We start from the raw sequence: 15049 nt of genomic DNA, 5'->3' as shown, positions 1-15049 counted from the left end.
ATGATTTCACTGAAAAAACGCACGCCGTGGTTCGGCTGGCTGCGCCGTTGGGCCAAAGGCATCAAGCGCGATATCTACGCGCTGTGGCTGGCCGCCCGTGATAAGCGCACCCCGTGGTACGCCAAGCTGATCGCGCTGCTGGTGGCCGGTTATGCGATCTCACCGATCGATCTGATCCCGGATTTTATTCCGGTGCTGGGCTATCTGGACGATGTGATCATCGTGCCGTTGGGCATCATGTTGGCGGTGCGGCTGATCCCCAAACCGCTGATGGCCGAGCTGCGCGAGAAGGCGCAAAAGCGCGTCGATAATCCCACCGGCCGCATGGCGGCGGCGATGATCATTTTACTGTGGCTGCTGTGTTTGGGATTGCTGGCCCGCTATCTGGACCAGCATTGGTAAGGCATTAACGCGCGGCGGCGGCGACGGCGGCGGTCAGGCGGCTGAGCTGGTCCGCTTCGATGATGTAAGGCGGCATCAGGTAAATCAGCTTGCCGAACGGCCGGATCCATACCCCGCGCTCGACGAATCCGCGCTGCAGCTCGGCGACATCCACCGGTTCGCGCATCTCCACCACCCCAATCGCGCCCAGCACCCGCACGTCGGCCACCTTCGGCAGCGCCGCCAACGGCAACAGTTCCCGCTTCAACTGGGTTTCGATGGCGCTCACCTGCGCCTGCCAGCGATTTTCCGCCAGCAGCGCCAGACTGGCGTCCGCCACGGCGCAGGCCAGCGGATTGCCCATAAAGGTCGGCCCGTGCATAAAGCAGCCGGCCGCGCCGTTGCTGATGGTCTCCGCCACATGGCGGGTAGTCAAGGTGGCGGAAAGGGTCATATAGCCGCCGGTCAGCGCCTTGCCCAGACAGAGAATGTCCGGCACCACCTGCGCGTGCTCGCAGGCGAACAGCTTGCCGGTGCGGCCGAAACCGGTGGCGATCTCGTCGGCGATCAGCAGCACCTGATGGCGATCGCACAGCTCGCGCACCCGCTTGAGGTAGGTCGGATGGTAGATGCGCATGCCGCCGGCGCCTTGCACCACCGGTTCCAGGATCACCGCCGCCACTTCACCGGCGTGCTGTTCCAGCAGCGCGGCGAACGGCGCGATATCCTCTTCGCGCCATTCCTCGTCGAAGCGGCACTGCGGCGCGGTGGCGAACAGGTGTGGCGCCAGATACCCCTGATAGAGGCTGTGCATCGAGTTGTCCGGATCGCAGACCGACATCGCGCCGAAGGTATCGCCGTGATAGCCGTGGCGCAGCGTCAGGATGCGCTGCCGGCGCTCGCCGCGCGCCTGCCAGTACTGCAGCGCCATTTTCAGCGACACTTCTACCGCCACCGAACCAGAGTCCGCCAGGAACACGCACTGCAGCGCTTCCGGCGTCATTTCCACCAGCCGACGGCACAACGAGATAGCGGCCGGATGGGTAATGCCGCCGAACATCACGTGCGACATCTTCTCCAACTGCTGGCTGGCGGCCTGATTCAGGCGCGGATGGTTGTAACCGTGGATCGCCGCCCACCAGGAGGACATGCCGTCCACCAGACGCCGGCCGTCCGCCAGCTGCAGTTCGACGCCGCTGGCCGATTCGATCGGGTAACAGGGTAACGGGCGGCTCATGGAGGTGTAGGGGTGCCAGATATGGCGTTGGTCAAACGCCAGGTCGGAAGCGGTGACAGACATTGTTGTAAACCAAAAAGTATTAAGATTGGTTGACAGTATATCCACAATATTTAAACTGGCGACACTTTTTCGTTTTGGAGACGCCATGATGGCCGACCGCATTCACTGGACAGTAGGGCAAGCCCAGGCCCTGTTTGACAAACCGCTGCTAGAACTGCTGTTCGAAGCGCAAACCGTACACCGCCAGCACTTCGACCCGCGTCAGGTGCAGGTCAGCACGCTGCTGTCGATCAAGACTGGCGCTTGCCCGGAAGACTGCAAATACTGCCCGCAGAGCTCACGCTACAAGACCGGCCTGGAGTCGGAGCGGCTGATGCAGGTCGAGCAGGTGCTGGAATCGGCGCGCAAGGCCAAGGCGAACGGTTCGACCCGTTTTTGCATGGGCGCGGCGTGGAAGAACCCGCACGAGCGCGATATGCCTTATCTGCAGCAAATGGTGCAGGGCGTGAAAGCGATGGGCATGGAAACCTGCATGACGCTGGGCACATTGGATGGCACCCAGGCCGAGCGGCTGGCGGAGGCCGGGCTGGATTACTACAACCATAATCTCGACACCTCGCCGGAGTTCTACGGCAACATCATCACCACCCGCAGCTACCAGGAGCGCCTGGATACGCTCGACAAGGTGCGCGACGCCGGCATCAAAGTGTGCTCCGGCGGCATCGTCGGGCTGGGTGAAACGGTGCGCGATCGCGCCGGGCTGCTGGTGCAACTGGCCAACCTGCCAAAACCACCGGAGAGCGTGCCGATCAACATGTTGGTGAAGGTGAAAGGCACGCCGCTGGCGGATAACGACGACGTCGATCCGTTTGATTTCATCCGCACCATCGCGGTGGCGCGCATCATGATGCCATCTTCTTATGTCCGTCTCTCCGCAGGCCGCGAACAGATGAACGAACAGACGCAGGCGATGTGCTTCATGGCCGGCGCCAACTCGATCTTCTACGGTTGCAAGCTGCTGACCACGCCGAATCCGGAAGAAGACAAAGACCTGCAGCTGTTCCGCAAGCTGGGGCTCAACCCGCAGCAGACCGCCACCGAACACGGCGACAACCAGCAACAGCAGGTGCTGGCCAAGCAACTGCTGAACGCCGATACCGCCGAGTTTTACAACGCGGCGCCGTGATGAGCTGGCAGCAACGCATCGAGCAGGCGCTGGCTGAGCGGCGCCTGAACGCCGCCTATCGCCGGCGACAGACCACCGAGGGCGGCAACGGCCGTCAGATCCGGCTCGGCGATCGTCTCTATCTGAACTTCTCCGGTAACGACTACCTGGGGCTGAGCCAGGATGCGCGGGTGATCGCCGCCTGGCAGCAGGGCGCGCAGCGTTACGGCGTCGGCAGCGGCGGTTCGGGCCACGTGACCGGTTTTAGCGCGGCGCATCAGGCGCTGGAAGAGCAACTGGCGGCGTGGCTCGGCTATCCGCGCGCGCTGCTGTTTATCTCCGGCTACGCCGCCAACCAGGCGGTGCTGGCGGCGTTGATGCAAAAGGGCGATCGCATTTTGGCCGATCGTCTCAGCCACGCCTCGCTGCTGGAGGCGGCGGCGCAGTCGCCGGCCGAGCTGCGCCGGTTCCAGCATAATCAACCGCAGGCCTTGGCGGATCTGCTGGCCAAACCCTGCGACGGGCAGCGGCTGGCGGTCACCGAAGGGGTGTTCAGCATGGATGGCGACGGTGCGCCGTTGGCGGAGCTGCATCGCTTAACCCGTGCGGCGGGCGCCTGGCTGATGGTGGACGACGCCCACGGCATCGGCGTGCGCGGCGAACAAGGCCGCGGCAGCTGCTGGCAGCAGGGCGTGCGCCCTGAACTACTGGTGGCGACCTTCGGCAAGGCGTTCGGCGTCAGCGGCGCGGCGGTGCTGTGCGATGAAGCGACCGCCGAGTATCTGCTGCAGTTCGCCCGCCATCTGATCTACAGCACCGCGATGCCGCCGGCGCAGGCCTGCGCGCTGCAGGCGGCGCTGGTCTGCATTCGCGAGGGCGATGACCTGCGCGCCCGGCTGCAGGCCAACATCCGGCGTTTCCGCCAGGGCGCGGCGCCGCTGGCGCTGACCCTGACGGATTCCGATACCGCCATCCAGCCGCTGCTGGTGGGGGACAATCAACGCGCGCTCGATCTGGCGACCCGTCTGCGCGAGTGCGGCCTGTGGGTGAGCGCCATCCGTCCGCCGACGGTGCCCCCGGGCGGCGCGCGGCTGCGCATTACCCTGACGGCGGCGCATCAGCCGCAGGATATCGATCGCCTGCTGGAGGTGCTGAATGACGTCAGCCAATGACACAGTGAACAAACAGGCGGTCGCCTCGGCCTTCAGCCGCGCGGCCGGCAGCTACGACGCCGCCGCCGAGCTGCAGCGTGACGTTGGCGAGCGCTTACTGGGGATGGGGAGTTCTCACCCAGGCGAACAGCTGCTGGACGCCGGCTGCGGCACCGGCTATTTCAGCCGCATGTGGCGTGAGCGCGGCAAACGGGTGACCGCGCTCGATTTGGCGCCGGGCATGCTGGACGTCGCCCGCCAACGGCAGGCGGCGCATCATTATCTGCTGGGCGATATCGAACAGGTGCCGCTGCCAGATGCGGCGATGGACATCTGTTTCAGCAGCCTGGTGGTGCAGTGGTGCAGCGATCTGCCTGCCGCGCTGGCGGAGCTGTATCGCGTGACCCGGCCCGGCGGCGTGATCCTGTTTTCCACGCTGGCGGCGGGCTCGCTGCAGGAATTGGGGGACGCCTGGCAACAGGTGGACGGCGAACGTCACGTGAACGCCTTTTTGCCGTTGACGCAGATCCGCGCCGCCTGCGCCGCCTATCGACACGAGCTGGTGACGGAGTTGCGCACCCTGAATTACCCGGACGTGATGACGCTGATGCGCTCGCTCAAGGGCATCGGGGCGACGCACTTGCATCAGGGGCGCGAGGGCGGCCTGATGTCGCGCGGCCGCCTCGCCGCGCTGCAGGCGGCTTACCCGTGTCGGCAGGGGCAGTTCCCGCTCAGCTATCATCTGGCTTATGGAGTGATTTATCGTGAGTAAACGTTGGTTCGTGACCGGCACCGACACCGAAGTGGGGAAAACCGTCGCCAGCAGCGCCTTGCTGCAGGCCGCCAACCGGGCGGGCTATCGCAGCGCCGGCTATAAGCCGGTGGCCTCCGGCAGCGAGATGACCGCCGAGGGGCTGCGCAACGGCGACGCGCTGGCGCTGCAGGCCAACAGCGGTGTGGCGCTGGATTACGACGAAGTGAACCCTTACGTATTTGCCGAACCGACCTCGCCGCATATCGTCAGCGCCGATGAAGGCCGGCCGATCGACGCGGCGCGGCTGTCCGACGGCCTGCGCCGGCTGGAGCAGCGCGCCGACTGGGTGCTGGTCGAGGGGGCCGGCGGGTGGTTTACCCCGTTGTCGGCGGAGTACACCTTCGCCGACTGGGTGCGGCAAGAGCAACTGCCGGTGATCCTGGTGGTGGGCATCAAGCTGGGCTGCATCAACCACGCGGTGCTGACGGCCCAGGCGGTGCAACAGGCCGGGCTGACGCTGGCCGGTTGGATCGCCAACGACGTGGCGCCGCCGGGGCGGCGGCATCAGGAATACCTGGCTACGCTGCGCCGTATGCTGCCCGCGCCGCTGCTGGGCGAAATCCCGCACCTGCCGCAGGCCGAACGGGCGCCGCTGGGGCAGTATCTGGATATCAGCTTGCTGGCGCAGTGAGAGGTTCTGGCTGATGAATCACAACGCCGGGTCTTATGACCCGGCGTTGGCTTTTACATGGCGGTAATACAGGCGTTATCGAGATAAAGCACGCCATTTTTCGCCAGGGCAAACAGGTTGAACGTCAGGATGACATGGGTCGCCCAGACCGGGACTTTTCGTCGATTGGCGTTGAAACGATATTCGGTGTACTCGGCGTAAGCATCGGCTTTCAAGGCGGCGTCCCAGGCTGCCGGCGCGGCTTTGGCGACGAGCGAGATGCCATTGTCCGCATGGTCCTGGATACAGGCATATTGCAGCGTCGCGAACAGATTGCCGGTACCGCCGTTGACCGTTTTCAGGGTAAAACAGGCGCCCAGCTGCTCATATTGCGCGGCGGGCACGATCACTCTCACTCCGGCGTTGGTATTGGCGTTGCCCAACTTGGTCACTTTCAGGGCATTGCTGCCGTTGACGCCCGCGCCGGCTTCGATACTGATAGTCACTGCGTCTGAGGTAAAGGGCTCGCTGATCGTGCCGCCTGTCACTTCCCAGCCAAACGGCTTAGCGGAAAAGGCGAACTCACCGTCTTTTAACTTGTTATTCACGGCGCCGACCAGCGTCTGGATCCCGGCGCCACCCCCACCGCCATCCAGTCGGCTATTGACGATGACAAAGTCGCCGGTACCGCTGAAATAGCGGCCGCTGGCGGTTCGTACGCCATAGAACTTCACGCTGTCGACGATAATCCCGCTACTGCCGGCCTCGGCGTAAAACAGCGACGCTTGTGCCAGTCGGCCGCCGGCGACGATGATTTCGCCGCCGTGTATCAACAGCGATGCATTTTGATTGGCGCTGCAACGGAAGGGAATTTCCGTAAGTGGACTATTACCGTTGTTGAATTCCATATGGCAGCCATGCAATTCAATGCTACCGGCCTCAACGTCGGCAATCGAGCCGGCATAGTCGATCGAAGTGCCGAACAGGCGGAAGGCGCCGTTGGGGTTAGCGTTGCGAACGGCCAGCCCCTGGGAATTGCCGAGGGTGCCACCGAAGAAGTTGATGCCTTCGCCGAAGTTTTGGGCGCCGCTGTTCGTTGAAGGCATATGCAGGCACTCAAAACAGCGAATGACTTCACAGGCGTAGTGGTGGGCGATATAGGCATTGGTACCGTAGTACAGGCCGTAGTAGAAGCCGGAAATATAGACGTTATTGACGGAAAAGTTGCCCAGCGGGCCTTCAGGCGAATCGAAACGGACGCCGTCGATATAGGTGTATTCGATCGTCGTTTCATCTTTGCTGTTGTTAATCCTGGCGCCGATGCCCTTTACGGTGAAATCTTTCATGATAGGCGCCGGGCGAATAGGAACGTTGTTATCCAGCGCGCCGCTGCTGGTATAGCAGCGCAGGAAATAGTTATGGTCGCTTTCCGTGCCGTTGGGGATCTCGGTAGTGATGTTGACGCCGTTGCCGTCGATATAGACGAATCCGACATTGATATCGGTTTTAGGCGCCGTCCAAAGGGCAAAAGGCGCGGCGAATCTGACAATCGCAGGGCGTTTTAACGTTTTGATGATAAAGTCTTGTGCGCCGACCAGTTCGTCGCGCGAACTGACGTAAATGCCTTCAATATTAAGACGTTCCTGCAGGCTCCAGTTTTTGTTGCGCAAATCCGCGTATTGAATAAATGCCGCGTTGTTGTCTGTCATGCTTACATCCCTCGATATTATGGTGTCGGTGTGGCCCCTATCGAGTATGAAAAGATGGCCGGCCCATGCCTATTGGGCGCAGACCGGCCGTGACTGATACAACAGCAACCTAATCGCTAACCCGAGCACTCACTCTGCCAGCCCGGCGCCGATCAGCGCCTCATCCAGCTGCGCCAGCGCGCCGTGCGCCACGGTGCGCCCGCTCTCGAGCAGACAAAAACGATCCGCCACCCGGCGCACGAACGGCAACTGATGCTCTACCAGCAAAATGGTCATGCCCAACTCATAGTTGAGTCTGCGGATCACGTTGCCGATGTCGGCGGCGATCGAGGGCGGTACGCCCGTCGTGGGTTCGTCGAGGATCAGCAGCGCCGGCTCCTGCGCCAGCGCACGACCAATCGCCAACTGGCGCTGAGCGCCTTCGCACAGATCGCCGGCGCGGCGGGTGCGCATCTGGCGCAAATTGGGAAACAGGCTGTAGATCAGCGGCGGAATGCGGTAAGGGGCGCCGCGCACGGCCATCTGCGCCACTTGCAGATTCTCTTCCACGCTCAGCTGCGAGAAGAGTTGCCGCCCTTGCGGGACGTGGCTGATGCCGAGTGCGGCGCGGCGCTCCATCGGTTGCAGCAGCAGGTTTTGCGGCGGCTGATCCGCCGGCTGCCAGGTCATGCTGCCGCTCACCACCGGCAAATGCCCCATGATGCAGTTGACCAGCGTGGTCTTGCCCACGCCGTTGCGCCCGATCAGCACTGTGCACTGGCCGCGCGGCAGCTCCAGGTTGATGTCCCACAGGGTATGATTTTGCCCGTAAAATTGATTGACCGATCTCAGACTCAGCATGTGGCATTCTCCTCATAGACATAGGCGCCCGTTCCACTCGTTGGTGGGGTGCTGCAAAGGCCGCATTGGCGGTTGATTTCCCGAGTGTGGCAATGTCCGGAACAAAATGCCGTCCCTCCGATTCGCCTGAGCAATGTCTGCGGTGGACGGAAAGACAGTCAATATGTCGTGAAAAACGACGTTTATGACGACTTGGTGTCGTTCTCGCGCTTTTACGAGGCATAGCCAGGCGGCAGTTGCACGTCGCATTCGGCAGCGCATTATGCTGTCGCGCCTCGTTCGCACGCGGGAAGATAAAGCAACTCCCAGGCCAGTTTTGCCACTGGCCGAAAAGGGGGGAGTGTTATCGCTTTGTTAACCGCCTGTCAGGCCCGACGCGCTCTGCCGCGGCGGCCTGAAAATACGCCGGGAAGTTAACCCGGACATTTTTTGCACTCTTGTGGTGCTCTCCGGCGTGGGCGTGGTGCAAGGCGTTGCGCCGCCGTCAAGCGCGATCGGCGTGAAAGGGGGCAATGCGATTTTGGCAATGGGGATTTTTAGTATTAATCGGCATAAACAAAGCGATATTTTTATGAAAAAATAACTAAAAAAGCCATTTTGGCGAGTGTAAAGGGCGAAAAGCTTTCTTTCTGTAACTCCCGCCACGGGCGGGGCGGTGAGAGTTATCCACTATTCCTGTGGATAACCTTGTGCATTAGATTTAGAAAAACGCTGTAAAGCGAGAGCCGACGCGGGTTCTGTTCGCTTTGTCCGCAATCTCGTCTTTTTATTAAAAACATTAATTATCAATAAATTAACTAAAATCAAGACGCCAGGGCATTGATCGGGTTTCTATGTGTGATTTTTCGCCGGCGTGCTATCAATAAGTTAATTTTCGGCAAGTTCTGGGGATAAATCTGTTATTGACAATAAAAATGTCACCCCGCTGTAATCTCACGGTGCAACGGCGTTGCCGCGCTGCCGGGCGCAGCGACGAATCCGCTTGAAGCTGGTTTTATATCCAGTATCATGGGCACTGGCGCAAATCGCCGACACTTTCCATAATTAGGGGCCACGTCCGGCGCAGAGCCGGCTGGCCGCCTGAGCGCGCGCATCTCCACAGGGTAGCCGAGCAATGAGTAAACTTTTCAAACTGCATTCTGATTTCAAACCGGCCGGCGATCAGCCGGAAGCCATCCGCAAACTGGAAGAAGGGTTGGAAGACGGCCTGGCGCACCAGACGCTGCTGGGGGTAACCGGCTCGGGCAAAACGTTCACCATCGCCAACGTGATAGCCGATCTGAATCGGCCGACCATGGTGCTGGCGCCGAACAAGACGTTGGCGGCGCAGCTGTACGGCGAGATGAAAGAGTTTTTCCCGGAGAATGCGGTGGAGTACTTCGTCTCCTACTACGACTACTACCAGCCGGAAGCCTACGTGCCCAGCTCCGACACCTTCATTGAAAAAGACGCTTCGGTGAATGAGCACATCGAGCAGATGCGCCTTTCCGCCACCAAGGCGCTGCTCGAGCGGCGCGACGTGGTGGTGGTGGCGTCGGTGTCGGCGATCTACGGCCTGGGCGATCCGGATCTTTACCTGAAGATGATGCTGCACCTGACCAAGGGCATGATCATCGATCAGCGCTCCATTTTGCGCCGGCTGGCGGAGCTGCAGTATTCCCGCAACGATCAGGCTTTCCAGCGCGCCACCTTCCGCGTGCGCGGTGAGGTGATCGACATTTTCCCGGCGGAGTCGGACGAGCTGGCGCTGCGCGTCGAGCTGTTCGACGACGAAGTGGAGCGGTTGTCGCTGTTCGATCCGCTGACCGGGCAGATTGAGCAGGTGGTGCCGCGTTTCACCATCTACCCGAAGTCGCACTACGTGACGCCGCGCGAGCGGATCATTCAGGCGATGGAAGAGATCAAGGTCGATCTGGCGGACCGCCGCAAGGTGCTGTTGGCCAACAACAAGCTGCTGGAAGAGCAGCGCCTGACGCAGCGCACCCAGTTCGATCTGGAGATGATGAACGAGCTGGGTTACTGCTCGGGCATCGAAAACTACTCGCGCTACCTTTCCGGGCGCGCCGAGGGCGAGCCGCCGCCGACGTTGTTCGATTACCTGCCGGCGGACGGCCTGCTGGTGGTCGACGAATCCCACGTGACCATTCCGCAAATCGGCGCGATGTTCAAAGGCGACCGCGCGCGCAAGGAAACGCTGGTGGAGTACGGTTTCCGCCTGCCGTCGGCGCTGGACAACCGCCCGCTGCGCTTCGAGGAGTTCGAGGCGCTGGCGCCGCAGACCATCTATGTTTCCGCCACGCCGGGCAAATATGAGCTGGAGAAATCCGGCGGCGATCTGATCGACCAGGTGGTGCGCCCGACCGGGCTGCTGGATCCGATCGTGGAAGTGCGGCCAGTCGCCACTCAGGTGGACGATCTGCTCTCCGAGATCCGCAAGCGTGCGGCGATCAACGAGCGCGTGCTGGTGACCACCCTGACCAAACGCATGGCGGAAGACTTGACCGAATATCTGGAAGAGCATGGCGAGCGCGTGCGCTACCTGCACTCGGATATCGACACCGTGGAACGCGTCGAAATCATTCGTGACCTGCGTCTGGGCGAGTTTGACGTGCTGGTGGGCATCAACCTGCTGCGTGAGGGGCTCGACATGCCTGAGGTGTCGCTGGTGGCGATTCTGGACGCCGACAAGGAAGGCTTCCTGCGTTCCGAACGTTCGCTGATCCAGACTATCGGCCGCGCGGCGCGTAACCTGAACGGCAAGGCGATCCTGTATGGCGATCGCATCACCGATTCGATGGCCAAAGCGATCGGTGAAACCGAGCGGCGGCGCGCCAAGCAGCAGGCTTACAACGAAGCCAACGGCATCGTGCCGCAGGGGCTGAACAAGAAGATCGGCGACATTCTGCAGATTGGCCAGCCGGTCAACCGCGCCAAGGGTAAAGGCAGGGGCAAGGCGGCGGACAGCGGCGCTCAGCTGCAGAACCTCACGCCGAAAGCGCTGGATCAGAAAATCCGCGATCTGGAAGCGCAGATGTATACCCATGCGCAAAATCTGGAGTTCGAGCAGGCGGCTGCGCTGCGCGACGAGATCCACCAGCTGCGCGAGCAGTTCATCGCGATTTCCTGACCGTTGGACGGCGCCCGCGCTGTGGGCGTCAAAATTCCTTGTCGGCCGCGTCAAAGCTGTTATGGTGTGCGGCCCGATTTGACCACGAAGAGTACCGAACATGAGCCAACACCAGTCTAAAGACCCGCTGCACGGCGTGACGCTGGAGCAACTGCTGAATAAACTGGTGGATCACTACGGTTGGTCCGAGCTGGGCGCGCGCATTCGCATCAACTGCTTCCGCAGCGATCCGAGCATCAAGTCCAGTCTGAAATTTTTGCGTCGTACGCCCTGGGCGCGTAAAGAGGTGGAAGATCTGTATATCGATATGGTCAGCCATCCCGCCCCAGCCAGCGATAATCCCTGGCTGCGCGGGCGAGACGGTTAAATTCGGTCAGCGGCGGTCGGCCAGCTCCACCAGCGCTTGATCCAGCGCCTGGCGCAGCAGCTGGCGATCGTGGCGATAAGGGATGTCGCTCGCTTCCAGCGGTTGCTGAATCACCACCCGATCCTGCACTTCACTGGCGTCCACCGCCGGGCCGACGATCAGCGCATCGATCATCCGGCGGCCGATCTTCTCTTCCATCAGCGTCAGCTTATCCTTTAACGACAGCGCCGCGGCGGCCACGCTCAGCTCGCGGCCGAGGTTGCCGATATAGATCATGCTGGCGCTGCTGCGGCGCAGCGCCTGGGTGAGATCGTCGAGCAGCAGCAGCGGCATCAGGCTGGTGAGAAAACTGCCCGGCCCAATCAGGATCACGTCGGCCTGCGCGATGGCGTCCAGCGCTTCGCGCGTGGCGTTGACCGGGGGAGACAGCATCAGCTCCTGCGGCATATGAGTCAGTTGGTCAACATTCACTTCACCGTAAACATGGTTGCCTTCGTGATCGTGCGCCATCAAATCCACCGGCTGTTCCGACATCGGGATTAACGCCGCGTCCACCTTCAACAGGCTGCGCACCAGGTTGATCGCTTCCAGCGGGCGCACGCTCAGGTGATCCAGCGCTTTCAACATCAGGTTGCCGAGGTTATGGCCGGCCAGTTCGCCGTTGCCGCTGAAGCGGTATTCGAACATCGCCGAGGCGACGCTCGGCTCGGTGATCAGCTGGTTGAGACAGTTGCGGGTATCGCCCCAGGCAATGCCGCCTTCCGAACGGCGGATCCGGCCGGTGGAACCGCCGTTGTCGGTGGTGGTAACGATGCCGGTCAGGCGGGAGCCTAAGGACGACAGGGCCGACATCACACGGCCCAGGCCGTGTCCGCCGCCCAACGCCACCACGCGGTCGAGATCGGCCAGGGTACGATTACGCATAAATTTCCTTACAAAGGGGCTGAACTGCCCGCATAAGGTAGCGGATCCGGCGTAAAAACGCGATATACCCGTTATCCTTGACGTTGCCTCTGGGGTGAACGCGCTTGCCGTCGGGAGGCGACGCCCATTATTTAGGGGATAAAGAGTGCCATTTGCGTGATTCTGGTCAATTCGCCCTCGTAAGCGATGTTTATCATGGTTTACCCGATTACGCGGCGTCTAAAAACGCTGTATAGACAGTTATATAGCGAATTAACGCGTTGGCTATCGTTGCCGATTAGCGCTAGAATTCTGCTGAAAACCACGGTTTCATTCCGGCTACTCAAGGTAGCGGGAAGAGAAATCAAACTCCTAGCCCCTGCGCCTACGTTGTTCATCCGGAACGATATGGCGCCTGGGCCGTGGCGAAGTCAGCCACCAGGGTGCAGAGGGGAAACGCTCGCATCTCCCGACTTTGGAAAGGTGTTATGGTACCGCAACTCATTGATGCTTATGAGCGCAAGTTCTATTACCTGCGCTTGTCGATCACCGACGTGTGCAACTTTCGTTGCACCTACTGTCTGCCCGACGGCTACAAGCCGAGCGGCAGCCCGAAAAGCTTCCTGTCGCTGGATGAAATCCGCCGCGTCAGCCGCGCGTTCGCCGAACTGGGCACCGAAAAGGTGCGCCTGACCGGCGGCGAGCCTTCGCTGCGCCGCGACTTTACCGAGATCATCGCCGCCGTGCGGGAAAATCCGGCCATTCGCACGCTGGCGGTCACCACCAACGGCTACCGTCTGGCGCGCGACGTCGCCGCCTGGCGTGACGCCGGTCTGACGGCGATCAACGTCAGCATCGACAGTCTGGATCCCCGCCAGTTTCACGCCATTACCGGTCAGGACAAGTTCTGCCAGGTGATGGACGGCATCGACGCCGCCTTCAGCGCCGGTTTCAGCAAGGTCAAGGTCAACGCCGTGCTGATGCGCGACGTCAATCACCAGCAACTCGGCGCGTTTCTCGCCTGGATCAAGGATCGGCCGATCCAGCTGCGCTTTATCGAACTGATGGAAACCGGCGAGGGGGGCGAACTGTTTCGCAAACACCACGTTTCCGGCGAAGTGATTCGTCTGCAGCTGGAGCAGCAGGGCTGGCAGCGCCAGGCGCGCGGACGCAGCGACGGCCCGGCGCAGGTGTTCAGCCACCCGGACTACCAGGGTGAGGTGGGTCTTATCATGCCGTATGAAAAAGACTTCTGCGCCAGCTGCAACCGGCTGCGCGTTTCTTCCATCGGCAATCTGCATCTGTGCCTGTTCGGCGAGCAGGGGGTGCCCCTGCGCGATCTGCTGGCGGACGACGGCCAGCTCGACGCGCTGAAGGCGCGCATTCAGAGCGGGCTGCTGAGCAAGAAGCAGACCCATTTCCTGCATCAGGGCAACAGTGGGATCACCCAGAACCTGTCGTTTATCGGCGGCTGACAGCCAATAGGAGCTTATTGAACCATGAGCCATGCGAGCAGCGAGTTTATTCCGGCGCATATCGCCATCCTGACCGTGTCCGACAGCCGCGGCGCGGCGGAAGACACCTCCGGCCAATATCTGCAGGAAGCGGCGCAGGAAGCCGGCCATCAGGTGGTGGATCGCGCCATCGTCAAAGATGACATTTACCAGATCCGCGCACGGGTTTCCGCGTGGATCGCCGATGACAACGTGCAGGCGGTGCTGATCACCGGCGGCACCGGTTTTACCGCGCGCGACAACACGCCGGAAGCGCTGTTGCCGCTGTTCGACAGAGAGGTGGAAGGGTTCGGCGAACTGTTCCGCATGGTGTCGTACGAAGAGATCGGCACCGCGACGATCCAGTCGCGCGCGCTGGCCGGCCTGGCCAACCGCACGGTGATTTTCGCCATGCCGGGCTCCACCCGCGCCTGCCGCACCGCCTGGGAGCGGATTATCGAAGAACAGTTGGACGCGCGCCATCGCCCGTGCAACTTCCAGCCCCATTTGAAGAAGCCCTGAGTCATGACACAGCTAACCCACATTAACGCCGCCGGCGAAGCCCATATGGTTGACGTTTCCGCCAAGGCCGAAACGGTGCGCGAGGCGCGCGCCGAAGCCTTCGTCGATATGCTGCCCGCCACGCTGGCGATGATCGTCGACGGCAGCCATCACAAGGGCGACGTGTTCGCCACGGCGCGCATCGCCGGCATTCAGGCGGCCAAACGCACCTGGGAACTGATCCCGCTGTGCCACCCGCTGATGTTGAGCAAAGTCGAAGTGCAACTGGAGGCGCAAACGGAGCACAGCCGGGTGCGCATTGAAACCTGCTGCCGGCTGACCGGCAAAACCGGCGTCGAGATGGAAGCGCTGACCGCCGCCTCGGTGGCGGCATTGACCATCTATGACATGTGCAAAGCGGTACAGAAAGACATGGTGATCGGCCCGGTGCGCCTGCTGGCGAAAAGCGGCGGCAAATCCGGCGATTTTAAGGTGAACGCATGATCGATATTCTTTTCTTCGCGCAGGTGCGCGAACTGGTGGGCACCGGCGCGCTGTCGATGCCGGCGGATTACCCGACCGTCGAGGCGCTGCGTCAGGCGCTGTGCGCGCGCGGCGATCGCTGGGCGCTGGCGCTGGAGTCCGGCAAACTGCTGGCGGCGGTCAATCAGTCGCTGGTGGCGGCGGATCACCCGCTGCGCGCCGGCGATGAAGTGGCCTTCTTCCCGCCGGTTACCGGGGGATAAGC

16 protein-coding genes and 1 riboswitch are annotated in these 15049 nt (G+C 61.7%); of the genes, 12 read left to right on the top strand and 4 right to left on the bottom strand.

Annotated elements, in window-relative coordinates:
* Positions 1 to 402, top strand: a complete 402-nt coding sequence (locus IMX17_RS12075) for a YkvA family protein (RefSeq protein ID WP_025301916.1) — start codon at positions 1 to 3, stop codon at positions 400 to 402.
* Positions 403 to 406: 4 nt separating this feature from the next.
* On the opposite strand, the gene bioA is transcribed toward IMX17_RS12075, so the two are convergent.
* Positions 407 to 1681, bottom strand: coding sequence for an adenosylmethionine--8-amino-7-oxononanoate transaminase (gene bioA / locus IMX17_RS12070; protein ID WP_182264947.1), 1275 nt, complete (start codon positions 1679 to 1681; stop codon positions 407 to 409).
* 88 nt (positions 1682 to 1769) lie between these two features.
* Here bioA and bioB point away from each other — a divergent pair, with 88 nt between their 5' ends.
* Genes bioB through bioD form a run of 4 tightly spaced genes read left to right on the top strand, consistent with a single transcriptional unit; the run spans position 1770 to position 5382 of the window.
* Positions 1770 to 2807, top strand: a complete 1038-nt coding sequence (gene bioB, locus IMX17_RS12065; RefSeq protein ID WP_033652413.1) for a biotin synthase BioB — start codon at positions 1770 to 1772, stop codon at positions 2805 to 2807.
* Positions 2807 to 3958, top strand: coding sequence for an 8-amino-7-oxononanoate synthase (bioF, locus tag IMX17_RS12060; protein ID WP_046896817.1), 1152 nt, complete (start codon positions 2807 to 2809; stop codon positions 3956 to 3958). Before bioB ends, bioF begins: the two co-directional genes overlap by 1 nt.
* The gene (bioC, locus tag IMX17_RS12055; RefSeq protein ID WP_046896818.1) at positions 3942 to 4709 is read left to right on the top strand and encodes a malonyl-ACP O-methyltransferase BioC; all 768 of its coding nucleotides are present in this window, start codon (positions 3942 to 3944) and stop codon (positions 4707 to 4709) included. Before bioF ends, bioC begins: the two co-directional genes overlap by 17 nt.
* A complete protein-coding gene (gene bioD, locus IMX17_RS12050) occupies positions 4702 to 5382 on the top strand; it encodes a dethiobiotin synthase (RefSeq protein WP_033642233.1) in 681 nt (226 codons plus the stop codon). Before bioC ends, bioD begins: the two co-directional genes overlap by 8 nt.
* Before the next feature lie 53 nt (positions 5383 to 5435).
* Here bioD and IMX17_RS12045 read toward each other — a convergent pair whose 3' ends face one another.
* On the bottom strand, positions 5436 to 7070 hold the full coding sequence (locus tag IMX17_RS12045; protein ID WP_182264946.1) for a hypothetical protein: 1635 nt from the start codon (positions 7068 to 7070) through the stop codon (positions 5436 to 5438).
* A gap of 129 nt (positions 7071 to 7199) precedes the next feature.
* A complete protein-coding gene (locus IMX17_RS12040) occupies positions 7200 to 7910 on the bottom strand; it encodes an ATP-binding cassette domain-containing protein (protein WP_182264945.1) in 711 nt (236 codons plus the stop codon).
* A gap of 454 nt (positions 7911 to 8364) precedes the next feature.
* Here IMX17_RS12040 and IMX17_RS25375 point away from each other — a divergent pair, with 454 nt between their 5' ends.
* The 3 genes from IMX17_RS25375 to IMX17_RS12030 all read left to right on the top strand — a co-directional run bounded on the left by IMX17_RS25375 (position 8365) and on the right by IMX17_RS12030 (position 11404).
* A complete protein-coding gene (locus IMX17_RS25375; RefSeq protein ID WP_255326645.1) occupies positions 8365 to 8493 on the top strand; it encodes a hypothetical protein in 129 nt (42 codons plus the stop codon).
* A 531-nt stretch (positions 8494 to 9024) separates the two neighbouring features.
* On the top strand, positions 9025 to 11037 hold the full coding sequence (gene uvrB, locus IMX17_RS12035) for an excinuclease ABC subunit UvrB (protein WP_033642236.1): 2013 nt from the start codon (positions 9025 to 9027) through the stop codon (positions 11035 to 11037).
* Positions 11038 to 11137: 100 nt separating this feature from the next.
* Complete coding sequence (locus IMX17_RS12030; RefSeq protein ID WP_004939783.1) at positions 11138 to 11404, top strand: VF530 family DNA-binding protein; 267 nt, start codon at positions 11138 to 11140, stop codon at positions 11402 to 11404.
* A 6-nt stretch (positions 11405 to 11410) separates the two neighbouring features.
* Here the strand turns inward: IMX17_RS12030 and yvcK are convergent, their stop codons facing one another.
* A complete protein-coding gene (gene yvcK / locus IMX17_RS12025; protein ID WP_033642237.1) occupies positions 11411 to 12328 on the bottom strand; it encodes a uridine diphosphate-N-acetylglucosamine-binding protein YvcK in 918 nt (305 codons plus the stop codon).
* Between the two features lie 336 nt (positions 12329 to 12664).
* A riboswitch (molybdenum cofactor riboswitch) is annotated at positions 12665 to 12809 on the top strand.
* Between yvcK and moaA the strand changes: the two genes are divergently transcribed.
* From moaA to moaD, 4 genes are all read left to right on the top strand, one after another.
* Positions 12796 to 13782, top strand: a complete 987-nt coding sequence (moaA, locus tag IMX17_RS12020; protein ID WP_182264944.1) for a GTP 3',8-cyclase MoaA — start codon at positions 12796 to 12798, stop codon at positions 13780 to 13782. It overlaps the preceding riboswitch by 14 nt.
* A gap of 24 nt (positions 13783 to 13806) precedes the next feature.
* Positions 13807 to 14322 (top strand): molybdenum cofactor biosynthesis protein B, encoded by a 516-nt coding sequence (moaB, locus tag IMX17_RS12015; protein ID WP_033642238.1) that lies wholly within the window; start codon positions 13807 to 13809, stop codon positions 14320 to 14322.
* A 3-nt stretch (positions 14323 to 14325) separates the two neighbouring features.
* Positions 14326 to 14805, top strand: a complete 480-nt coding sequence (gene moaC / locus IMX17_RS12010; RefSeq protein ID WP_025301929.1) for a cyclic pyranopterin monophosphate synthase MoaC — start codon at positions 14326 to 14328, stop codon at positions 14803 to 14805.
* Positions 14802 to 15047: a molybdopterin synthase sulfur carrier subunit gene (gene moaD, locus IMX17_RS12005; protein ID WP_004939768.1), complete on the top strand. Its 246-nt coding sequence runs from the start codon at positions 14802 to 14804 to the stop codon at positions 15045 to 15047. Before moaC ends, moaD begins: the two co-directional genes overlap by 4 nt.
* The last annotated feature ends 2 nt before the right edge of the window (positions 15048 to 15049 follow it).

This window comes from Serratia sp. X3 (genome assembly GCF_014982455.1).
GTDB lineage: Bacteria > Pseudomonadota > Gammaproteobacteria > Enterobacterales > Enterobacteriaceae > Serratia > Serratia ureilytica.
The sequence above is the reverse complement of the archived record's forward strand: the minus strand, read 5'-3'. Positions and strand labels throughout refer to the sequence as shown.